This is a genomic window from Nocardia stercoris (genome assembly GCF_003696265.1).
Lineage (GTDB): Bacteria > Actinomycetota > Actinomycetes > Mycobacteriales > Mycobacteriaceae > Nocardia > Nocardia stercoris.
On the sequence record NZ_RFFH01000004.1, the window covers coordinates 201,466 to 225,006 of the forward strand.

Annotated in this window: 14 protein-coding genes; 3 read left to right on the top strand and 11 right to left on the bottom strand. The window is 62.1% G+C overall.

The genetic code is table 11. The annotated features are described in order from the left end of the window. Positions 1 to 834: 834 nt before the first annotated feature. The 7 genes from EBN03_RS11950 to EBN03_RS11975 all read right to left on the bottom strand — a co-directional run bounded on the left by EBN03_RS11950 (position 835) and on the right by EBN03_RS11975 (position 13,927). Positions 835 to 3,564, bottom strand: coding sequence for a caspase, EACC1-associated type (locus tag EBN03_RS11950; protein WP_122188058.1), 2,730 nt, complete (start codon positions 3,562 to 3,564; stop codon positions 835 to 837). Then, complete coding sequence (locus EBN03_RS11955; RefSeq protein WP_122188059.1) at positions 3,561 to 3,932, bottom strand: effector-associated constant component EACC1; 372 nt, start codon at positions 3,930 to 3,932, stop codon at positions 3,561 to 3,563. Before EBN03_RS11955 ends, EBN03_RS11950 begins: the two co-directional genes overlap by 4 nt. Positions 3,933 to 4,253: 321 nt before the next feature. After that, on the bottom strand, positions 4,254 to 6,065 hold the full coding sequence (locus EBN03_RS33700; RefSeq protein WP_147471546.1) for a hypothetical protein: 1,812 nt from the start codon (positions 6,063 to 6,065) through the stop codon (positions 4,254 to 4,256). A gap of 59 nt (positions 6,066 to 6,124) precedes the next feature. Then, positions 6,125 to 6,874 (bottom strand): Wadjet anti-phage system protein JetD domain-containing protein, encoded by a 750-nt coding sequence (locus tag EBN03_RS33705; protein ID WP_147471547.1) that lies wholly within the window; start codon positions 6,872 to 6,874, stop codon positions 6,125 to 6,127. A gap of 272 nt (positions 6,875 to 7,146) precedes the next feature. After that, the gene (locus tag EBN03_RS11965; protein WP_122188061.1) at positions 7,147 to 11,628 is read right to left on the bottom strand and encodes a coiled-coil domain-containing protein; all 4,482 of its coding nucleotides are present in this window, start codon (positions 11,626 to 11,628) and stop codon (positions 7,147 to 7,149) included. After that, positions 11,625 to 12,359: a hypothetical protein gene (locus EBN03_RS11970; protein ID WP_122188062.1), complete on the bottom strand. Its 735-nt coding sequence runs from the start codon at positions 12,357 to 12,359 to the stop codon at positions 11,625 to 11,627. Before EBN03_RS11970 ends, EBN03_RS11965 begins: the two co-directional genes overlap by 4 nt. Beyond that, positions 12,356 to 13,927: a hypothetical protein gene (locus EBN03_RS11975; RefSeq protein WP_122188063.1), complete on the bottom strand. Its 1,572-nt coding sequence runs from the start codon at positions 13,925 to 13,927 to the stop codon at positions 12,356 to 12,358. The genes EBN03_RS11970 and EBN03_RS11975 overlap by 4 nt, the downstream gene beginning before the upstream one ends. 388 nt (positions 13,928 to 14,315) lie before the next feature. On the opposite strand from EBN03_RS11975, the gene EBN03_RS11980 reads away from it, so the two are divergent. Genes EBN03_RS11980 through EBN03_RS33710 form a run of 3 tightly spaced genes read left to right on the top strand, consistent with a single transcriptional unit; the run spans position 14,316 to position 18,969 of the window. Beyond that, on the top strand, positions 14,316 to 16,322 hold the full coding sequence (locus EBN03_RS11980) for an ATP-dependent nuclease (RefSeq protein WP_158675602.1): 2,007 nt from the start codon (positions 14,316 to 14,318) through the stop codon (positions 16,320 to 16,322). Continuing rightward, positions 16,322 to 17,827, top strand: coding sequence for a UvrD-helicase domain-containing protein (locus EBN03_RS11985; RefSeq protein ID WP_122188065.1), 1,506 nt, complete (start codon positions 16,322 to 16,324; stop codon positions 17,825 to 17,827). Before EBN03_RS11980 ends, EBN03_RS11985 begins: the two co-directional genes overlap by 1 nt. A 50-nt stretch (positions 17,828 to 17,877) precedes the next feature. Then, positions 17,878 to 18,969, top strand: coding sequence for an AlbA family DNA-binding domain-containing protein (locus EBN03_RS33710; RefSeq protein ID WP_147471549.1), 1,092 nt, complete (start codon positions 17,878 to 17,880; stop codon positions 18,967 to 18,969). Here the strand turns inward: EBN03_RS33710 and EBN03_RS12000 are convergent. The 4 genes from EBN03_RS12000 to EBN03_RS12015 form a co-directional block, all read right to left on the bottom strand. Continuing rightward, positions 18,966 to 19,301 carry a creatininase family protein gene (locus EBN03_RS12000; protein WP_233608327.1) on the bottom strand — a complete coding sequence of 112 codons (336 nt, stop codon included), beginning with the start codon at positions 19,299 to 19,301 and terminating at the stop codon, positions 18,966 to 18,968. The genes EBN03_RS33710 and EBN03_RS12000 overlap by 4 nt on opposite strands. Positions 19,302 to 19,448: 147 nt before the next feature. Next, entirely contained in the window at positions 19,449 to 21,182 is a 1,734-nt protein-coding gene (gene metG, locus EBN03_RS12005; protein WP_122188069.1) for a methionine--tRNA ligase, read from the bottom strand. A gap of 67 nt (positions 21,183 to 21,249) precedes the next feature. Further along, a complete protein-coding gene (locus EBN03_RS12010; RefSeq protein WP_122188070.1) occupies positions 21,250 to 21,945 on the bottom strand; it encodes a hypothetical protein in 696 nt (231 codons plus the stop codon). Continuing rightward, positions 21,942 to 23,489 (bottom strand): pyridoxal phosphate-dependent decarboxylase family protein, encoded by a 1,548-nt coding sequence (locus tag EBN03_RS12015; protein ID WP_158675603.1) that lies wholly within the window; start codon positions 23,487 to 23,489, stop codon positions 21,942 to 21,944. Before EBN03_RS12015 ends, EBN03_RS12010 begins: the two co-directional genes overlap by 4 nt. Positions 23,490 to 23,541: the final 52 nt, after the last annotated feature.

Below are 23,541 nucleotides of genomic sequence, written 5' to 3' on the forward strand. Positions count from 1 at the left end.
CAGTCGGAACCGGCGACTCTCACCGTCTCCGTGACCGTGGTCCGGCTGAACTGTTCCGGCAGGAGTGGGCGAAAATCGTTGCAGGGCACCGGATCGTCGCCTTGCCCGGGTTCGCGGTCGACATGCTGAAGCGGTTGCGCGCTGGCCCGATGTACTGGCGCATGTGCGAGGTGAAGGGACGACTGAACAGGCATCCGATTCGTCGGATGCGCTGCAAAAGGGTTCGGATAGAACCAGGTGACCACAAGTTTCGGTCGGGAATTTTTGGTGTATTTTGGCGATCGGCCCAAACTCCGGGCCCGTCAGACTGGGATACCCAGTCTGACCTGGTATTCAAGTGCGCCATCAGGGACTCGAACCCCGAACCCGCTGGTAGTCGCTGATTGATGACCGAGAAGCTGGTCAAAGGCGGTTTCTCGCTTGTGAAACCTGTTGGCGCACTTGGAAAAACACTTGGAAAGCCTTACCTATCCTGGACTGGAGGCGTTTCGTCCCCTTGGGTGGCCGACTATTTCCCAATTCGGACTGGGTGGTCTGGTTCAACTGTGGCTGTGGCAGATCGTTACCACGCTGACCGAAGTTATCCGGCTTCGCTTTAGGTGCCACACCTCCACCGCTATCAATGGCAAACACTATGCAACGACGATGGCTCTGCAAACCAGCCCCCAACTGCCGCCAGCCGCGCTTTCTGTGCCAGGCTCGGTACTGGGCAAGCGCAGCCCATCCGCGAGGTCCTGGGCCGGCGCTGATCGTCAGCACCGCAATCTAGGTTACTCGGGATCGCTTGAGGGCAGTTCTCAAGTGCTTTTGCTCGTAGCGGCCGGCGTACAGCCTTTAGAATTGCTGTAGCGACGTCTGCGACCAGCCTGCAGGAAGGGTTCCGGCAAATATCCCTCTATGTATCAACATCTCGGCTGTGTTGAATGCTTCGATAAAGTTCGACCGATTCACCCACGGCTTTGCTGTAACGTGACGGAACCAATCATCCTCCTGAAATCTGGCCAGGGGTATCTCGTAGAGGTTGCGATTGCCGAGTATGGCGGATTCTGTTACAGTCCAGTCATTGTCGATGATTTGGAAAATTCTATTCACAGAATCGTTCTGTCCGTTGCGGATTGCCTTCAATCCGGTGAGGAGTAGGCTTGACAAGTGAGAGAATGTCTGGTCGGGTGCGTATCGCCCTTCGCCTTCCCAGAATGGTGTCGTACGAAGGCGGGCGGCGAGGGATGTGCACATGTCGATAAATGATTGACCAGCGGACCACTCTATTTGAACAATTGGATCAAGGTTGCGACGCTCAAGATGTACTGGAATGCAATCTGGTGACCACTCGCTCGGGTGGGGAATCCTCACGTACGTGGCGGACATGAATTCCAGCGGTGCGCGTACCCCGTATTTGCTAATAATCCCGAGCTCGTCTGCCCTCAGTAAGGCTCTGGATGCTGTTGAAAAATTCGGGCGATCGCCAGCGGCCGTCAACAATTCGGTGTCAGGCTCCCATTCTTTCCTGAAGCGCTCAGCCAGTAGTTCGGAAATGCTGGCTTCAGCCGCGCTACCCGAAGTGTCTTCTACGGCGGTCTCGGGGCTCAAGCCCTTTTCCGTGTAATGATTTGAGATATCACTGATCTGTGGGTCCCATCGGAATGGTAATGCGCGGTGGCGATCCTCGTCTCCAGGCTTGTGCGGCACTGCTGGGGCGCCCAGTGGTGATAGAATGGCTCCGGGTTCAGATACTTCTATCGCGAGAGGCAGTTCTAGGGAGTTGACGTGGTCTGTGGCATCACGAAATTCATCCTTAAACTTCCGTAGTTCCGCACGTGACGCCTTACCCGAAGCGTGTTCGAATTGTTCCCACAGCGCATTCCAGGGCACCCGGGTTTCGCGGTGTATTGTGCGGGAGCATGCTGCAAGCCACAAGTACACATCGATGGTCAGTAGGGTTTCCCATGGGTGCGTCATCACACGCCAGTCGATTGGCGTTGGGTCATAGACGATTTCGTCGAGGTAATCTACTGACAACTGGATTCTCATGTCCGGCACCGCGTCTAGTACAGGCGTGGCACCGCTGCCATGCTTAATGTCTATGTGTGACAGCACATTGAGCATGCGTTCGTGCGCGGACCGATTGTTCTTGTCGGCGACCGTAAGGCGGGTTCCGAAGATCCGCTCGATCTGTTCGAGAAGTTGAGCAATGGTTCCATCTGGTCCGCTGGTGGCGTCTACGCCCGTGGTGGCGAAGAATCCCTTTTCAGGGTCGGTCGGGTATAGTTCCGCCTCCCCAGTCCGGATTGCCTCACTGCACATCCAGATCACCAGCTGACGTGCCATCAGCCCGTGTGGAAGCCTCGCGACGATCGCGTTGTTGTCGGCATCCCGGGTGACCCCGGGTTGCATGGTCACTGTCAACGCTCCGTTGTGGCGCCTGAGTAGTGCACCCGGATCGGGCGCTTGGCGCGGCCATCCGATGTCGGTGAGCAGACGTGGTGCGTAAAAGGATCTGTCACTGATCTGAGCGAGGTGGAAGGGGTCCGACGGTTTCGGCGGGCTGGTTGCCACCGGAATCCCTGTGGAGTCGCTGGCGAGGGCCACACTTGCAGCTGCACCTTGCGTCAGTGTGTCTTTCCAGTCGTCCCGGGCTCGATCCTGATGCTTGTCGGAGTTGTCGCTGATGGTTTTCTCTTGTGGACCGCGGGTGAGCGTTTCGGGTTGGTTTGCTGCCGAGTCATCACCGGCGCTTGCAGCAGCTGCCTTGTGGTACCACCACTCTGCCGTGTCGAGTTCACCCTGCTCCCCAAGGAGAAAACCGAGCTTATACATGGAGACCACCTCGCCGAGGTGTGCGTAAGCGCGGAGTGCATGCTCCGACTCTGCTTGCCCGAATAGGCGGATCTGTCCGGCGATGTTGATGTTGCGCCGTTGAGGGCGGGGATGGCCGTCGCAATGCAAACGCCGGTCGGTTTCCTCGTACAGCGTGTCGAGTGTGCCCCCAGGTGCCGCTGTGGCGGCGTCTAATAGTGCACCGGTGAATGCGGTGTGGCGGTTTCCCGCTGGCGCGAAGGATGGCTCATTGGCAGAGGATGAGGTGATCGTATAGGTGCCTCGGAGGTCGGTTTGCCCGGCGATCAGGCCAGGTACGTCGGCGAGGGCTTCGAATGCGCGGCCGGCGAAACAGCAGTCCAGGATGAGAATTCGTACGCGGGCCGGACTATCGAGGACTTCCTCCCGCAAGACCTCGAACGGGGTTGTGGTCCAGCGGATGTCGTCCGGGTTGCTACCCGGGACAGTGAGATGGAGGCGTCCGCGGCGGTCCAGAAGCCCGTGCCCGGTGTAGTACATCAGTAGCACCTCGGTGGCTGCCCGAGCTGCACGGCCGACCGCGCTGCCGAGGCGCGTGAGGGTCGGGTTCAGCACTATCTCGCATTGCTCGCTGGTGAAACCGCCGCCGGTGCCACTAAGAAGCGTGGCCAAGCCTGCGAGGTTCGCCGCGGCCGCGGGGACCGGTGTGAGGTGGTCGTAGCGGCTCGTGCCGATCAATACTGCGCGGGATTGTCCGGCGCCGGTCACGACTGGTCGGCTGGCAGCTCGAGCAGATCCCGCAGTTCCCGCATCACCTGAACGGAATCGACGCGGGCGGCGTCGATTTCCAGGTGGGCGCCATCGCTGCGGGTGAGTGTGAGTTTCAGGTCGGAGTGGCGGTGGGTCAGCCACGTACGCAGCGATATCGACAGCGCGGATGCGATTCCGCCACTGCCAAGAGCCACACCCAAGGCTTCGTATATGCCGTTGCTCATCTGACCTGCGTCGGCGGTGCCGACCAGCGGATGCACTCTGCCGCGTAGTACGTCATCGTGGACGAACCAGTCCAGCAGCGCCAGCAACTCGTCCGGGCCGGCATCGGTCCGGATCGCCAAGTCCGAATTCCCCTCCGTCACAGGAGATATAATGCCCCATCGGAGGCTACGATTCCTACCGATCCGATTTCTTATGTGCGCGTGGAGAAGAGTTCAGGAGCGGGCCACCGGAGGTCGGCGGGTGGCACCGCGTCGCGTCATGCGTGGTGCGACCCGCTGCATGGGGTGGCGCTTGTCAAGATCGGCACATCGTCCCAGCTCGTAGCTGGTGATCCGCAGACTCTGCCTCAATGCCGAACCCAGAGACTCGGTGCTAGGGGCGGGCCAATGTTTGCTTGACGCTTGCCCACTGCGATGCGCCTCAGTTAGGCGCAGCCTGCCGCGTTGTACCCATCCGAGGCTCTACTCCTCAATGTCGGACTCAGCCCACCACGGGTCGTATGTGTGGACGATCGGCTGCGTCACATGGTGGTACCGCAACCCGAGCGGTCCGCCGGCATTGCCGTCGGGCATGTCAATGAACCACCTCAGGACGTCATCCGACTGGAGGTGTGGTTGTTGGAGAGCTTCGATGAGCGCAGGTGCTCCTTGGAAGTTGAATGGCTGAGGCAGGGCCAGCCCACCGGCAACTGCATCTTCGACGATGCGTGTGCAGATTGAACGCCAGCGCCCTTGACCCCACCAGCTGCTGGTGAAGCTGGTCGACCCAGCGATTGTCATCAAGCGCAGCGTGGTGTCGGGGCCGAGAATGTCCATGTCAACCCGGCCCCATTCTTCAAGCTGCTCCTGCACAGATGATTTCACTGCCGTCCAGCCAGTACCGAACAGCTTGAGAACCGGCTGTCCGTCCGGCAGTTGGAGTCCCGAACCAGTAAGGTCATGCTGGATCGCCTTCCAGTCGATGCCCTCGAATGGATCGATGTGGGGCAGGATCGCCTGGGTAACAGCAATATTGACTCGGGCCATCAGGACATCGCCGGGGAGGTGGTGCTCCTCGACGGCGGTTCCATTCCGCCAGCACCACATGGCGATCCCAATGGCCGCGATATCTGGGATGGCGTCTGGGAACACATCGCAGCCGAGCAACCCGACGATATGGTCGAAGTGGCGGCGCAGATGTGGGTCTGCGGCAATAGATTCCATGAGGGCTTGTGCATCCATTTGCCGGTACGCCATGGCGGGTACCAACAGATTCCGTAGCTGGCTTGCGCGGAATTCAACCACGGCATCAACAGCGGCGCCTTCTGCAATTCGGACTCTGGTTGCATCCAGCAGGCCGAGCTGTCCCGCTTGCCGTTCGATCTCTTTCACTGCGTCATCCCCGTGGAGTGGAGCGGCGACCTCGATCGCCTCATCCAAGACCGAGATGGATTGAGGATGTTCGCCGCATACGTCTTCGTATGGCGCCCAGGTCATGGCGCAGTCCAGAGGCCGGTACTCCACCGTAAACCATGCGTCTGTGCGGTTCAGGTCAGCGAACAATACTGGACCGAATTCTGCATCCCAGTCGGAGTCGTAGGAATCGGGGATATCCCATCCGGACCAGCCAAGTGGACTCAGAAGGTCGACAAGGCGATCAACGTACCCATCCCATTCGGTGTCAGTCGGGCGAACGTCTTTACGCGGACCGGACTCGGCTGCGGCGATTTCGCTCTGGATGATCGCTTCGAACCGGCGACGGCGAAGGGACTCGGCTGATTCACCCTCCTCGCGTACGACTCCGGTGACTTGGTCGAGCCATGCGGAATTGTCGGCAATCTCCTGTTTGCGGCATCGGGCACAGAGGTAGCGATATGGGTTGCCGAATCTCTCGGCGTACCGGGTCAGTGACCGAACCTCGCCACACATCACGCATGGACCGCGGCTCTTCTTCGGCCACCAGAGCCACCATTCCCCGCCGTAAGCGCCGGAGTCAGGTACCAGGCCATGCCCGACCAGAGCGGCGGCAAGAGCCTCCAAGTGGCCGTTGTTCCGGTACCGCGCAGACTCGTACAGCTGATCATGCACTGCGAGAAGCTCTTCACCGGTCGGGGCGTCTTCACTGTTTGCTCGGTGTCGACGCAGAACCCAGACTGCGCGAGCTACAGCTTGCACCGTGGACGAATTCGAATCGATCGCCGCCAGGTCGTCTCCAAGCAGAGAACTCGACCGACCTCGGACGATCGCCACAGCCTGCTCAAGGTCGGACAGTTCGGGACCCGCCGGAGTCTCCATGCCTGAAGCCTACCTGCCGAATTCGCAGGCTGTGGTTGGTATACGAAGTCCTGCGATTGTCACCGCAGTCTGTCTATCCATCGGGCGAGAGCAGAGACTGGGACGGCTTCTTGTGCAACCCGACCGTGAGCTGAGCGGATGTGGGCTAGCTGTGACCACAATTCGGGTCCGAGGAGGCGATCGCCATACACGTTGGACCAATCGACGGTGCCGCGGTCTTGGATGGGGCGGTCGGCCATCGCCGACCACAGGGCTGTGACAGGTCTGACCGGGACAGCGGTTGATGCGAGGGTCGCGGATTCGGCGATCGCGATCCCGTGAGGGTCGAAATCACCCCAGTACCATGCAGTCCCGGTGACGGGTCCACGACCGCCGACGTCAACGCGCAATGAGTCGACTTGGGCCGGAAACGTACGTCCGCTGCCCCAAGCGATGGCGCCGATCGGATGGTTCGTGGCACTGCTCAGGAGTTCGTTGAGAACCCAGTAGGTGTCGCTGTTTTCGACGATAAGGACGTCGGGGCCATGTCCTGTGACTGCTGCAGGCAGGGGCGGTGGGTAGCGGGTGCAGGCCAGTAGATCCAGGGTAAGCCGGCCCGAATCGAATAGTGTGGTGCGGGTGAGATCGTCGAGTCTCTTTTCTTTGCCGAGGATTTCGGCGGATCGATAGCGAACCGGGACGACCGGAATCGAATGATTCGCATGGTGGCCCAGCCAGGTGTTGATCGCGACGAGGTCGGAGAAGAGTTCATCTGACAAGGTGCGTAGTGAGGCGGCCCAGCCCAGTTCCGCACGCCAGGCGTGTGTCACCCACGGTTTAGACTTCGGAGCCGCGCGACAAGCTGGGACGGTGATGTGGCTGGGCCACGGTCGTCTCGATGACCGGGCCGGCAACTCGATAGTCTTGTCGTCGGCCAAGATTCGCAGGCACTCCTGCAGATCGTCGGTTTGCTGGGGGCTGCCAACGAGCCGCGGGGCGGCGGCACACCACAGTCGCCATAACGCGTCGTTCTCGACACGGACAGAGCCCCGGGCAAGGAGTGCGGCTCGTAGCGCCGCGACCTCAGATGCTCGAACACTCATCAACGGATCTCGTAAGTGATGGCGTCCAACCAGTTCTGGTTGGAGCGTGGGTCACGCTCTCGCACAATCGATTCCACGACATCGATTCCGTCGACGATCGTTTCCCGCAGCCTCAGGAACGACAGATTGCGCCGCAGATCGCCGTCGTTGCGCAGTTTGACGATCACCGACCCCGCGCCGGTGAACGCGGCCTCGACGGCAGGATCGTGGAGGCCGGTCGCGCAGACGAGTTGGACTCCGGTGTGAGCGGCAAGCCGGTGTTGCATCTCGATCAGCGGTTCGGCCGATGCCGCGCCGAACGGGTTGTCCAGCAACAGGGTTCCGGCAGGTCGTGCTCCGCCCTGCCGGTGCGCGGAGCGCACACGGGACAAGGCGCAGTAGACCAGGACGGCGAGGGTGAGCACTTGACCGCCGGAGAACTCGTGAGGGATCCGGTCCGGCGGGCAGTATGCGACGTGTCCGTCGATGCGCGGTTTGAGGATCTCGATCGACCATGCCCCCGCTCGGGATCGGCTGACTACGGTGTCGCGGACAGCGTCTGCGAGCCAGCGTGCCCGCACGTCGGCGGATTTGGCCCGCTTCGGATTATCGGCCAGTTCGGTCGACCAGGTGTCGACTCGGTCGGCTAAGCGTGCCATCGCCTCGACGGCGGGTGCCTCCTCGAATCGTATTTTTATCGCGGGATTGTCCGAGAGGTCCCCGAGGCCGGCGGGGAGTCGCGATGATTGGGAGACCTCACGCAGCATCCGCCGCTGAGTACGGCATAGTGCCAGTAGATCGTCGCACAGGATATTCCTGTGCACATCGAGCTGTTCCAGATCCGCGCGCGCAGAATCGGTCACGGTCCGAATTCGGCGGGCCAGCACCTGTGCCTCGGCGACGAGGTCAGCTTCCGGCAAGGACCGGATTCGGATGATGTCGGGCGTCTCCAGGGCGGCAAATCGTGGATCGGCAGCTGTTGCACGAACTTTGGTAACCGCGGTGTGGATCGCATCGCGCGCTTCGCGCGCGGCACGATCCCTATCCTGATAGTTCTTGACGTGCGCGCGCATCTCCTCGCGAGCCGTGTCGGACGTCCCGTGGAATACCGCAACTGTCGGAATACGTTCGGCGGCCCACATTTCGGTGGTGAGGGTGAATGAGTCGAGGTCTGTCTTTACCTCAGCATGCAATCGCTTGGCTTCTTCATGCGCGGTTTCGGCCGCGTCGCGGCGGGTGCGCATCTCGAGGTTGTGGCCCTCGAGCCGCTCGAGCAGCTCGGCAATATCGTCCGAACAGGTTGGCGACCATTCGGTCGACGTGAGGTCGATGTAGTTCTGGTGGTCCGGTGACGGAGGCTCCGCATCGGCGAGGTCAGCGCATGCTTTCTCATAGGCCGATCTCGCTCCCAGATGGGCCAGGTGCACGTGGTCGAACTCCGCTTGGGCACGTAGCTGTGCGTCGGTGAGCGTTGTGGTGGTGCTGGCTTCTATTGTGTCCGAGAGAATCTCTGCTTGGCGAACAGTGTCGGTGCCGTGGCGTTGGGTCTGGCTCGACGCGCGACTGACGGCCCTGTTGGCGTCCTCGAGTCTGGCCGCCTCGACCATGCCGTGCTCGGCCTTGGCAAGCTCGTCGCGCAGAGTCTCCCAGCGGGTCCGAAGGATCGCAGGGTTACCTCCGGGGTCGATGCCGGACTCGTCGACTCCGAGTTCGGCTCGCTCCCGGCGGTAGGCTTCGCAGTCGCTGCGGAGGTTGGCGGCCTGCTGGACCGCCGATTTGTAAGACTCCGCCGCCTGCTCCTTGCAAGCGGCGGCTTCGTCGCGCATAGACTTCGCGCGGCCGAACCTTGAGTCGATGCCAACTATCGCGGCCTCAGCTTGTTCGGCGTCCTCCCATTGCGTAACCAAGTCTTTGGCGGCCTTGGCGTGTTCGCCCGCTATGCCGGCGTCGGTGATCAGCTTGCGCTGTTCGGCTCTCGCAGTTGCCGCAAGTGTCCGCAGCCGGCCCTGGTCGGCGGTAAGACCCGCCACTTCAGCTTCGGCTGCGCGCCGTGCGTCCGCCGCTCGTCGCGCGGCTCCATCCAAGTCCTCTCGCGTGACTGAACCCCAGCGCCGCACGAACTCACGACACTGGGCCTCACTCGCACGGTATCGTCGCGAGCTCGCGGCCGCCCGCTGCGCTTGCTCGTCGTGCTGTCGCGCCGCGGCTTCAAGCTCCTGTCGCATCTCGGCGGCCCAGCGTCGGTCCCAGGTCGCTCGATGGGGGATGACGATGTGGCGGAACGGAATCAGTTGCGGCGCGGTCGTCGCGGTGGTCGGCGGAGTGGTGACGGTCACCGGAGTCCTGGTGTGCAGCTCGCTGTCCAGCAACAGTCGCACCCCGTCGTCGAATCTGTTCCGATCGGAGATCACGACCCCGCTCGCAAGTTCCAGGTTGGCGGCGATGAACGGCTCGCGTGCGTCGGCATCGACGATATTGGTTTCGATCCATTGCAACCCCGTGACGGATCCGATCCCGGCGTTGGTGAGCACGCCGAGTACGTCCAGGACATCCTGTCCGGTCGGTGCCGTACCCGTCAGATCCAGCATGCTGAGTTGGCGATACGCGGCCTCCGCGGTCGAACCGTGTTCGGTAGCGCGCGCATCAGCAGTGTGTGCGGCATCGGCCGCGAGACCGGCGACCCGGGTTAGTGTCTCGCTGTCGTCCGCTTCGGCGCCGCCCAGCTCCACGATGGTGGGGTCGGCACCAACCGCGGCGAGGTCGGTGCCGATGGCGTCGGCTCTCGCTGTCGCCGATTGTTCTTGTGCGCGAAGGGCGATCAGGCTCTGTCCGATACTCACGATGGCGTCACCGAGTTCGTCGAATCGTTGCTCAGCCGCTTGCTCCTGTTGGGCGGCGGCCTCGGCGGCGCGATTCGCTGTTGCCCAACTATCCTGCCATCGGCTTAGGCATTCGCCTGGGCTCTCGTGCTCATGCAGCCAGCCTGCGGCACCAGCGGTGCTACTGCTCTGGCGGGCAGTGTCGATGGTCGTTCGGGCACGTGAGCGCTCGTCGGTGAGTTTGGAGAGTTCGATGCGGGCATCGGTCTCTTTCCGCTCCGACTGCTTCTTCAGCTCGTCCGCGGCTTGAGCTCGATCATCGGCGTTATCAGCTCCCACTGTGGATTCCGCGATCAGCGCGTCGAGCCGGCCCGCCAGCTCGGCAGCTGCTTTGGTGACATCTGTGCGCAGCGGTCCCAGATCCGCATCGGCCTTGTCGTAGGCTTGCCGAGCAGCCTCGGCCGCTTCACGTGCGATGCGCAGCGCCAGGACATCGCCGACCGCCCGCCATGCCTTTGCCCTACTGTCCGCCTCGGCTGCTATTCCCTTAGCGTCCTCGACCTTCTGTTCTGTGGACGTAACTCGGGCACGTGCCTGCTCGAGGACCAACTGTTGACGGATATCGCTGACTCTGTTGTAGTCGCGGCGGGCATCAGCGAACGTGCGACCCGTGGCGATGACAGCGGCATCAATTTCGGCAAGTACCCGGTGGTCCTGGGCGATGCGGTTCAGCAGTGAAGTCACATGTTCGCCACCGAGCGTGATCGTCTGTAGCAGAAGGCCTTCCGCCATCTGTCGAGTTTCGGCCAGCTGGGCTAACTGCTCGGTCAACGGCAGGACTGCATCGCCGAAGCAGGATCGGTCGGCTAGGGACGATCGTTGTGCGGCTAAAACTGCATAGGTGCCGAGCTTCTCGGTGAAGATCTCCAGATCACGCTGATCGTTCAAGGCCGCGACGAAGAATCGCACCACATTGTCCGGCGAGTCGAACGACTGCAGCAGCTGTTCCGCGCCGGTCTCCGAATCGTTCATACGCATCTGGTACCCGAAGAGGACTGGGTCGATGTTGGTGTGCCGTTCCAGCGCGGAGGTCCAATCCTGTTGCGTGTCAACGAGCATTCCGTGCGTATCGGGATGTCCGTCGATCAGGTTGTCGACTGCGGACCTGAAGTGCCGATACGTCATGCGCCGTCCCTCGGAGATGAACGGCAGATCGTCGATTCCCGGCAGGCCGGGCCCAGTGCGGAACAGATACCAAGCGCGATGCATGTTGGAGGTCGAGCGCATCTTGTGTGGCGGCTGGCGGCGACCGTCCTTCCACTCCATCATGGTGCCGGTTACCGTGCGGTGCCCGGTGACGGAGTCTTCCCATTCGCATACGACGTGCGACGTATCGCCGGTCAGCACGTAGTCGCCGAGGATCTTCCCGCCGACTTGTGCCCGTGCAGCGGGCACGATCAGGCTGCATATCAGGGTGATCAGCGTCGATTTGCCGCCAGTGTTGGTGAGAGACAGCAGAACTCGTGCGGCCGCGCCGGATCCGGTGCTGAAGTCCAGATCGAGGGGATCGAACCGGGCACCATCAGGTCCAACTCCGTGTAGACGGACCCGACGCAGCCGCAGTGGTGGTGTCGGAAGTTCCTGGGCGGGCAGCTGGTTTGCATCGAACAAAGATTCGGTCATGCCAGGGTCGCCTCGTGAGCATCTGCAGAGCGGTCGGCCAGACCGTTCACCAGGCGGAAGAGGTCGGAGTCGTCGCATAGTGTGCCGACCGCGTAACGAAACCGAGGTCGAGCGGCCCACACGCCACCGTCGGTATCGCCCTTGGCGGCAAGAAAGCCTGCTTCGGCAAGGATCTTGCAGACCTTGGCGACGAGGCCGGCGCGGTCCCCGGTCGAGCGGCGCCGGGCATTCGGTCGAGCGGGTGACAGGTCGATCCATCGCCGCCATGCCTCGACCAGATCGTCGTCGATATCGCTGTCGTCCGTGCTGTTCTCCGCGAGGGACTCGGCCACCCGGTCCAGGGTGTCGACGACCGACTGTGTGGTGAACACGGCGATCCTGTCAGGGTCGTCCAGCATGCTCGAATCCGGATAGGCAGTTCGCGCCACCGCCAGGATCACTGCGCCGAGCACCGCGCGATGGTGTTGAGGTGCACGCTTCGACACATCGGTGACGGTCAATCGCAATGGTGAGTGATTGCGTGCGGTCGCAATGATGCCGTCTCGGTCGTCGACATCGAGATCAAGTCCCGCGCCGGCGAAGACCTCATCGACGGCGGAAGCGAAGTCCGGCTCTTCGTAGTATCTCCGAACCAGACGATGCAGTTCCTCGTTGCGAGCCGGTGTCTCCTTCGGGCGGGCCGCCCAAGCCAGGAAGCGACCGATATCCTCATGCGCACTCGAGGATTTCACTCGGGTCCCTCCTGCCTATCATCGATCCGGTTGGGAACCTGAGCCTTCGATGTGGGAACTGCGATGTCTGCGCTCAACTCGGCCGGAATCAAGAGTAGATCCTCCGACCGAATCATGTTGGAATCCAACGTCTTTCCTGTCGCGACGGCGACCACAAGCCGGTCTCCTGCCGATCTGCCGGCCAAGTGCGGTGCCCAAGCATGATGAGCCGTGTGGACGACGGTCGCTGCCAGAATGCTCGGATCTAGGGTCTGGCCCTCGTCGGTGTCCAGTTCGGTGGCATCAGTTTCCGCAGTGTGTTCGATCCTTGCCAGAAGTTGTGACAGTCGGACGGGCTCGGACAGGCCAGCGAGCAGCGCTTCGGCGACATCTTCGTAAGCGTCCCACCATTCCGGGGTGTCGACCGAATCGATCTCGGGTGGTTCGTATTCCGCACCGAGTTCAGGAGTCCGCGGAGGTGTGCACAGTTCATCGGTCATGGTTGTCAGTGACGGCCACCATCGAACGTGTAGTCCACCCGCAGCTGCCAACAGGCGGTCCGCCGCGCGAGCGGCGCGTTGTGTCGGTCCGGCCAACAGAGGCACCAGTAGGTCGGCTCCGAGATCGGTGCGGTGGGTGCGGCGGGGTGGACGCGCGAAGCGGTCGTCCAAGGCCTGCCTCAGTGCGCCACGCGCTCCGATCAGATGGCGATGCAATTCGCTGTGCCGGTAACGGCATTCACGCAGGATTTCGAGGAGTCGGTTCACTGCGTCGAGCTGTGTCCGATCGGTGATCGCGGAGCGCCGTTCGTCCACGGTTTCGAGCAGCGTCGTCTCGGCGTCGAGGCGGCCCCTGACGTGGTCGAGCGCCGCGTTGAGATAGGCGGGCACATCGCCGAGCCAATCGTGGGTGTCCGGATCGATGAGGGTGTCGGCGACAACGCGCCTGATCCGCTCCTGGTACTCGATCGACCGATAGCGTGCAACGCGTGCAATCTGGACTGCCGACGCCACCGCTCCACGTTCGATCAGCGCCGCCATCTGGGCTTCGTTCGCGATCTGCGCAGCCTCGATGTCGAGATCAAGGGCGTCCACGAAGATATTGATGGCTTGCTCGGACGCGCGCAGATGCTCGAGCCCGTCTGTGCTGTCCGGGTGCAGATACAGCAGCCGGAATCGCTGTTGCCGCCAGGTCGGGCCGTCGGCCGTGTGCACCAGATGCCGAACCACCTCCACATCGATGGTGACGAGCGAAACGACCACGCGCTCAGCGACCTTCGCCCATTCGCGAGGGTCGGCGTCCGGTACCTGCCTGCCGGCCTGCTCGGTTGCGTAGACGAGTGTCTCGTCCCACGTCCTCCCAGACGACAGCCCCATCGCCAGCGCAACCTGATCGATCACGGCGAGCGCGATCCGGAACAGGTCGTAGTTCGCCCAGAAGTCGCCGTCGAGGCTGGATTTGGTCCTTTCCAAGTCGGTAAGGATCTGAATCGGGGCCAGTGCGCGCCGACGTCTCGTGATGGAGTCGTCGTCGGTTGGAATGGCGATATTCCAGCTGTCGGTGTGCTCGAAGTCGTCCAGTTCTGACATCAGCGGCCCCCCGGTTCCTGCGCCCGTGATCGGCAGGCGACGCCAGTGATCAGGTAGATGATGCCGACCACATAAGAAGATGGTGGCCCAGCCGAGAGAGCCGGCGGCAACAGGCACCAGAGTACCGACGACGAAGCTGGCGCCGCTCGCAATCGAGGGGTAGCCGCGTTCAGCCCGCACTGGGTACCGCTGGTCAGATCAGATGCCCAACTTCTGAAAATCTCAGAGAGAGAGGCACGCTCGGGGAGTAGCCGTCATCGAGCCCGGACCGACGCCGGGTTTTGTACCCGAGCGCGGATGTTCCGATCATGGCGAGGTAGCCTGCCGCAGGGGCTGTGTCGGGGCGGCTTGTCGATATTGGCGCGATTCGGCATTGCGAGGGGTTGTCGTGCATCTGCGGAAGGTTCGTGTAGAGGGTTTCCGGGCGGCTGCGACGTCGCCTGTGTCCGTGGAGTTCCCGGGCCGGTTCAGCCTGTTGGTGGGGTCGAACGGGGTCGGGAAGACCACGATCAACGACGCAATCTACTGGGCGCATGTTGAGCGGTTCCCGCAACTTCAGCCGCCAGATGCGTCGGTTCTTGGCCCAGCGCCACGACGGATCGATGTCGAGTACGCAATGGAAATCGACCCGGCCTTGGAGGGTGCGCTAGGCCAGGCGCGGCGGGCGGAGGGCTTAGGTGCCCCGATGTGGCGGCGGACGTTGGAGCGGTCGCTGGGCCGGATGCGTGCTGTCGGTATCGATTCCACAGTCGACGGTCACGAGCAGGTACGGCTCGTCTATCTGCCCGCGTTGAGGAACCCGGTCGACCAACTGTCGCGGCGGGAGACCGGGGTGCTGTTGGAGCTCATGCGGGCCGAACAGAAGCGCAACCCGACAGGTGGATCGCTGGCTGAAGTTCGTGCGCAGGCAGAACATCTATTGGCGAGCCTGACAACCCAGCAGTTGCTCGTCGATGTCCAGGGGCGAATTGCGGAGAACTTGAAGGACGTGACAGGCGGTGTCCAGGAGCACTTCGCGTTCCTCGGCACTCAGCGCGTCGATGATGCGTATCTGGCACGGGTCCTGGAGCTGCTGCTGGCAACGACCGCGAACGCGGGCGACGCTCGCCGACTTGAGGGTGCGAGCCTGGGGTATGTGAACCTGCTTCACATCGCGGTAACGCTCGCTGGCATCCCGGATCCGTCGAAGGCGGCGGTCGGTCCGCCGCAACCTGCGCCCGGACTTCCGACAGGTGGGCGGGATTCGGAAGTCGGGCAGGAACTCTCGGAGCAACGGCGTGTGCTGGAGCGGTCACTGACCGAGGAAGAGGAGGTTGTCGCGGCGCGGGAACGCATAGCGGCGACCGACCAGTTGGCGGAGGAGCAGCAGGATTCGTTCTGGCCCAATTTGTTTCATGCGACGGTGCTCATCGAGGAGCCTGAGGCACACCTGCACCCACAGCTTCAGCACGGCCTCATCCGATACCTCCGAGCGAGCACAGTCGCGCGTCCCGACCTTCAGATCATTGTCTCGACCCATGCAGGTGAGATGGTTTCGGCGTGCAAGCCCGACGATCTGGTCATCGTGCGTCGCGACTCAAGTGGTGAAGTTGTCTCGCGAATGGTCGCGAATATCCCCTGGGATCCGGCGATGGGGCGCAAAGTACGCCGAATGACGGAGCTGCATCTGGACGCGAGCCGGTCGGGCGCGCTGTTCGCCGAACGGGTGGTGCTGGTTGAAGGCGTCACTGAGGCAGCATTGTTGCGATCCTTCGGGCGGGCATGGGCTGCGAGCGACAACAGTAAGCGCGCTTTTATCGATGCGCTCGCGGTCGTCTACGTCGGCCACCGCGTCGGAGAGTGGCCGGTTCGCTTGCTGGCAGAGCCAGGCTATGAGTTGACCCGGCAGGTTGCACTGCTGTCCGATACCGACGAGCGCGGCGACCCGCTGCCAGCGCCGAGTCCGCCCCCATGGCACGCTCATTTCGCAGGCTCGACCCATGTCGGCGTGTTCTGGTCGGCGCCCACACTGGAGCCAACGCTCGTCACGGGCAACGAGATGCTCGTCGCGAAAGCCCTCGAATTGTGCAACAAGAGTCTTGGTGATGTGCCGACAGCCACGAATATTGACGCCTTCTTCAGGGAGAAGAAGAACAAGCCGATGAAGGGTGAGTTCGCGTTTGAGTTGGCTGCTCAGGTCGAGGACAATCTGGGGACCACGGTCGTGCCGGCGCAGCTGGTCGAGCTGTTCACCTGGCTGTGGAATGACCATGTCGCGATTGCCGCAGCATCTCTGATGGCGGACGATGTGACCGACTCGGCGGCGGGCTCGGTTGAGACGGCCGAGGATGGTGGACAGCGTGACCTGCTCGCCGTAGATGGCAACACGATCGACGCGATCGACACGGTGCCCTGATGGGGATAAACCTCACTAGCCAGCAGGTGGTCGCAGCGGCTGCGGACGATCGGCTTGTCAACATCGTGTCCGCGCCAGGATCGGGCAAGACGACCGTGGCAGCAGAGCGGTTCGGCTATCTTCACCACAAGGACCCCGACGGGCGGCGCGGTGTAATTGGGATGAGCTTCAATAGAACCGCAGTCGGGGAACTTCGTAGCCGGATCGCGGCCCGGTGGGGCCGCCAGGCATTCGCGTTCCCGAACTTAGTGACTACTATCGACGACTTCCACGTCCGGACAATGAAGTATCTTCTGCGCTGCGGACTTCTGCGGTGGCCGAACGGCCATCATGACATGGAGGTCATCGATGACTACTCCAGCAAATCCGGATACCAGTTGATCGAGGTCAACGGTTGGCTTCGGATTGCGAGTTGCAAGCTCGACGGCACTGTATTCAGCGACAGTGTCCGCGTGAAGAAGCCGACTTACGGGCTCGGTCGCGCTGGTGACCATCGGCCAGTCCTGGAAGCGGGCTGCGTGAGCCACGACGACGTGAGGCAGATTCTGCAGGCTGCGATGAAGCTGAACGGAGTTCAGGACGCTATCGACGACTGGATGGTGAAAAACTATCGTCATGTTGTTGTCGACGAGGTGTACGACGCCGACGAGCTCGACCTCCGCGTAGCTTCTCGGTCAGCCACGCTGGGCATCGGGGTCACAGTCGTCGGAGACCCCTGGCAGGTGCTGTACGACTGGCGTGGCGCCACCCCACAGAAGGTGAAAAGCAACCTCCTGGACAGGCACGAATTCAGGAGGTTTCACCAGTCGGAGTCGTTCCGCTTCAAGACCACACAGATGCAAGAGCTTACCGACAGACTCCGAGCTGGCAAGTCAGTCAAGCTGCCTTCGATTGCGAGCGATACCATCGACATCGCGCTGGCGCGTCACTGGATGGAGCTATGGAATGTCGGCGATAATATCCTGCCGCTGGCGTTCCGGTCACTTTTCACCAGCGAGATCGATGCGATCCTCTGCCTCTTGCTCGATATCGTGATTGGATCAAAGCTGGGACTATCAGCGTTCGGCCGGCAAAATGCATTGACACGCCTCGGTCTGACCGACGAAGCCCTGGCGGGTTTCCGCGACACGGTACTCCGTCCGGCCCTGGCTGACCTCGTCGCAGACGTGCCCGCGGGCACAGTTCTTGAGGGACTCCGGGCACGTGCTGGCGAATACGGACGGAGGCGGCCTCGCAAAGCAAAAAATGACAGCATTCGTGAAGGCGAACTGGAACACCTTCGTGTGCGGCTCAAGCGCCACGTCCTTGTCCCTGGACTGACTGTTCACCAGGCCAAGGGTCGCGAATGGAATCATGTCGGAGTGGTGCTGAGCGTAGGACAGGAACGCATGCTCGACGACGGGCTCCGCGAACTTGAGCCGGAACACTGCGTGCTTTACGTGGCGCTGACCAGAGCGAAGTATTCCTGCGGAGTATTGCGCAATCCGCACGAATTGGGAATCTGATACAAGACATGTTTGCTAGGAGTAGGATCAGCATCATCCCGAAGAAGGTCATGCTGAAACGTGGGAGTGTTGCAGTTCTTGATGACGGGCGATATTGGACGTTCGACGGTATCGAACGAGAATCAGATGACTACAGCGATGCCGTGGCTCATATCGCTGACCTGACCGCAGTGCCAGCTGCTGACCTGCAGGCCGCTCTGCGGCGGTACGTGACTGTCGATGACTATGAGGCGCCGAATATTCATGTCGTGGTTGAAGGAGATCAGGACTTCGACCTCGAATATCTTCCATATTCGCCGGTCTCGTTCACGCTCGTCGACAACCGGCTGGTTATGGATCTCGATGTGAACTTCGACGAGTCCCCCGAAGACGGTGAGACGCTACGTATAACGCAGCGTGTCGCGCCGCTACTCGATCGAAAGCGGATGTCGCTGATCAGTGAGGAGCAGGACAGCAGTGACGATGGACGATGGTGGAACGTAAAGCTGAGACTTGGTGTTAGCATTCGAGGTAAGAATGTGGGGTTGATCGCTCACGATGGCCTGGAAGTCGTTGCTCTCCTGAACGCGACAGCTGGCCAGCTGATGCAGAGCAATGTCATCGACTTGTTGCGTAGTGGGTTCGCGGGTGCTCTCGTTGGCCAGCCTGAGGGTGATTGGCTTGAGGTGAAGCGGGAGCATTACGACCTAAGGAGTGAAGCTGGACAGATTAAACTTGCACGAGCGGTCTCTCAGTTCGCCAATGCACGGGACGGCGGTTTGGTGATTGTCGGGTTCGCCACCAAGAAATATGCTGGCCAAGATCTGATCAATGCTGCTACACCGACACCGCCTGATCCGGCGATCCGCCGCCGCTACGTCCAAGTGCTTCAGAACCGAATCTATCCGCCACCGGATGATCTTCGAGTCGAGGTGATCGCCGGCTCCGATGGCGACTTTACTCTGATAGAAATCCCGCCACAGCCTGAAGAACTCAAACCTTTTCTCGTGTACGGAGCCGTCATCGAGGGGCGGGTGAACAATACTTTCGTATCCATTGTCGAACGTCGCGACGATGAGGGAATTCCGATGTCGATAGCCGGCATCCACTCTACCCTGGCAGTCGGTCGGGCACTCCTGCGCCGGGGGCACCTGCCCGATTAAACCGGGTGCGAATATTTTATGAATGCCTGTGCGGCAGCGTTGGGGGAGGTCGCGAGATTGCCGCGGACTATTTGGTAAGGCGCCCGGTAGCCGCCAATATTGGATTGCATCGTGGTATTCGACAGGACGAAATTGCCGCCGTGGCCGTTGACGATGGCCAGCTTATCAAGCCTCGCCTGCACCAACGACACGCGGGTGTCCGCGATCATCGCGGTGAGGATATTGGCGATCGTCCCGGGCGATTCGTCGTGTTCGTGCGAGCAGCCAAACGTGATCGGTGGAAGCAGGAAACCGGACACCACTGAGCGATCTCGGTGGCGATGGACAAGCATGGGGCAAATGGTCGTCTCATTGTTCGAAGCTGTCGACAGGCTGCCCCAGCATGGACGCATGACGCCTGGTTTCGTCGACCCAGTTGGCGCTGTTCAGTTGGTTTGGCCTCCTCGCCTGTCATCGCAGGGCAGCACGAGTCCGGTGATTCACAGCTGCACCTGCCGGTCGTCTGCGCCGAACCGACTCCTCCAAGAGGACACTTCGTCGTCGGTGATCTTGGCGAACAGTACCGGGGGAACGGTGAATCCGGTTCCCGGCTGCAACCAGGACAACGCTTCGACATCGTGGCCCTCAGGCCACCCCAAGCCAGCAATGTGGGGTTCCTGCTCATGCCACAGGCTTCGGAGGGTTGCCGCCGTCGTAGGGATAACCGGTTCGGAGATGACCCCGAACAGGAAGATCAGATTGGCTGCAGTGCGGAGCGTGAGGGCCGCGGCATCGGGCTCGGTCTTGATCTGAGTCCAGGGTGCCTTGTCGTTGATGTACTCGTTCGCGAGGCTCCACATTGTACGCAACGTGGCTGTCGCCTTGCGCAATTCGATCTCGTCGAGATGGCGTTCGTAGTCGGCAAGCAACTGCGAGAGCCGTTTGCCGAGTTCGTGTTCCGCGGCACCGGGCGCGGAGCCCGCCGGAAGCTGTTCGCCGAATCTCTTGGCGCAGAACGTCAGGACACGATTGACGAAGTTGCCGAGGACGTCGGCGAGGTCCTTGTTCGTCTGAGATGCGAACAGCTCCCAGCTGAAGCTGACGTCGTCGGATTCCGGAGCGTTGGCGATCATGAAGTACCGCCAGTAGTCGGCCGGCAGCAGCTCCAGGGCGTCGTCGGTGAAGATTCCGCGATGCTCGGAGGTGGAGAACTTCCCGCCGTAGTAGTTCAGCCAGCTGAACGACTTGATGTAGTCGACCATCTTCCACGGTTCCCGCACACCCAGCTCGGTCGCGGGGAACATCACCGTGTGGAATGGGACGTTGTCCTTGCCCATGAATTCGGTGTAGCGCACATCTGTGGTGTCGTACCACCAGGACTTCCAGTCCGGGCGGGCCGGATCGGCATCCGACCATTCCTTCGTGGCGGCGAGGTATCCGATCGGTGCATCGAACCAGACGTAGAAGACCTTGCCGGCCGCGGCGAGGTCAGGCCAGGTATCGGCCGGTACTGGTACGCCCCAGTCGAGATCGCGAGTGATCGCCCGATCCCGTAGGCCCTCGGCGAGCCACTTCCGCGCGATCGACGTCGCGAGGTGAGGCCATTGGCCGCTGACCCGATCGATCCAGTCCTCCACCTCCGGTTGCAGTTTGGACTGCAGCAGGAACAGATGACTCGTCTCGCGGACTTCGAGATCGGTGGAGCCGCTGATCGCCGATCGGGGGTTGACGAGGTCGGTCGGGTCGAGCAGCCTGGTGCAGTTCTCGCACTGGTCGCCGCGGGCGCGCTCATAGCCACAGTGCGGGCAGGTGCCGGTGACGTAGCGGTCGGGCAGGAACCGGCCGTCGGTAGCCGAATATACCTGCCGAACCGGACGTTCCTCGACAAAGCCGTTCTCGAAGAGCTTGCGAGCGAAATGCTGTGTGATCTCGATATTTTGGTGCGAGGACGTCCGGCCGAAGACATCGAACGACAGCCCGAACCCGTCGTAGATCGCCTTCTGTGTGGCGTGCGCTTGTGCGCAGAACTCTGCCACAGTCAATCCTGCTGCGGCAGCGGCCAATTCGGCGGGCGTGCCGTGTTCGTCAGTGGCGCAGACGAACAGCACTTCGTGACCGCGGGCCCGCAGGTAGCGAGCGTAGACGTCTGCGGGCAGCATCGATCCCACCAGATTGCCCAAGTGTTTGACCCCATTGATGTAGGGCAGGGCGCTGGTGATGAGATGCCTGGTCATCGCGACGGTTCCCCTCGGCTCGGAAGATGATGATTCTGGCGCACGAACCGCGCCGACTCGGGCGATCCTACTCACCATCGCCGGCCTCTGGTGTGGTCGACAGCAGCTGGGCAGGGAGAGTGCGTTCGACGAACGACTGGACGTGTCGCACAGTGGCCGGATCAGGTTCGAAGCCTAGCCAGTTGTCGCTGGATATCCCTTGTCCCAGAAGGTATTCGATGACCGTGTCCGGCTCGAGGTCGACCTCGAATGCTCGCAGATCTTCGACCGCGGCGAGGACCAGTCCCGCCTGGGCGCGAGCGCGCAGCCCCTCGAGGCGAATGACGTCCTCGCTCCAGGTGAGCGTGCGCTGAGCGAGCACGCCGGTGACGAACAGTCTGGCCCGCATGTACTTCGACCCGAGGAAGTCGGGGTGGCGGCGCACGGGGATCAGCCGCGGGCTCCCGGAGAACACCGTGCAGGTGCTGGCCTGCTCGAGTTCGTCCCAGTCCACGAGCACCTTGTTGGTGTACGGCACCTCCTCATCGAGCGCCAAGCCGTGGTCACGGCTGTAGCCGATGATCGCGTCGGTCAGCTGGCGCACTGCCGCAGCACTGCGTTCGCCGATGAACAGCACATCCATATCTGACGGAGCTTTCTGCCGCATTCGACCGTACGAGCCGTAGAGCACGACGGCGCGGGGGCTGTTCGCCGGCAGGACATCTAGGGCGGCTTGCCGCATCGCGCGCAGCGCTTCGGTCGATGCTCGCTGGTTGTCGTTCATTCGGCTCTCCGCTCGATGAAGTAGTCGGCCGCAGTGTCGAGCAGGTTCGTGAGGTCGTCGTCGTTGATCAAGCTGTTGCCGGACATGAACCGCAGCACTGGGTGTCGGTAGCCGCGGCCGAGGCCGAGTCGGTTCTCAGAGTCGGGCAGCTCGAAGCTGTGCAGGTAGATGGCGCCGTCGGCGAGCATCCGCTCGTAGGCGACGGTCGTGAGGGCGGCGGACTGCTGGGCGGTCTCGATATCGAACGGCAGTGTCGTGCCGGGTGGGATCACGGTGAAGGCCACCGAGTTGATGCTGACGTCGTTGAGCCGCACGAAGTCGCGGTGCTCGTCGACCAGTTGAGCGAAACGGTGCGCGGTGCCGATGCGGGATTCGATCATCCGCCCGACGCCGTCGACACCGAGTGCCTTGATCAGCATCCAGGTGCGCAAGCTCTGGAAGGAACGGCTGCCGGTCGCGGGCGTGATCTGGCCGAATGACCGTGCGTGCCGCAGGATCAGCTCGGACTCGGTCGCGAGCAGAGCAGCGTCGCCGGGCGTTCGCAGCAGCAGAAACGAACTGGTGTACGGCACGCTCAAGACCTTGTGCGGGTCCAGCATTACCGAGTCGTAGACCGATAGCCCGTCCAGCCGCTGCCTGAGTCGACTCGAGAACAACAAGCTCGTCCCGTGGCAACCGTCGCAGTGCAGCCACGCATCGGGATAGTGACTGCGGACCACTTCGGCGAAGCCAGTCAGGTTCTCGATGGTCATCGTGCGGCTGTCGCCGGCGTAGCAGACCGCCATGATCACGTGCTCGTTCGCTGCGCGCGCGGCCCTGAGATGGCGGTCCAATTCGTCCAAGTCGTAACGGAAGTCGCGTACCGGGTGGAGGACGGTGGCGGTATTGCCCAGTCCGGCCCATGCTGCCGCCGCCGCGATTGTGTAGTGACCGATGCCGTCAGGCAGAACGATCACCGGTTGTACCCCTGCTGGCAGACCGTCGGCGCGGCTGCCGGGGTAGGCCCGCTCGCGCGCCATGAGTACGGCGGCGAAGTTTGCGCTGGTGCCACCCGTGGTGGGGATGCCGCCGACTTCCAGTGCTGTCGTCGGAGGGGCTGCGGCGACCTCGAATCCGGCCAGTTCGCGTAGCCAGCGGATGAGGGCGATCTCCATCTCCGTCGCTCCGCGTGAACAGAAGTCCGCGTTGATGAGGTTGACGTCGATCAGCTCGCCGAGGATGGCACCGGCCACGGCGGCGAGATTGTTGCCGGCGTCCGGGAACCCGGCGAACATCGGCGACGCGAAGTTCGGCATCGTGGGCAGGTACCGGGATTCGAGGTCAGTCAACAGCACAGGCAGATCGCATGCAGTCTCGGGCAGCGGCTCCGTGGCGATGGCGTCCAAAGCGTCGTTGTCGCGGGTAGACATGAAGCGTCGTCGGTACTTGAAGGCCAGCCCGATATCGACGACTCGCCCCAGCAGTTCACGCGCGCTGGCGCGATCCAGGCCGCCGGGGCCGAGGAAGTCTGCGAAATATGCTGTAGTGGATACTGCTTCGTTCATGCTGAGCTCTTTCCATTCGCATCCGCCGGCGAACCGGGCTAGCGGAGGGCTA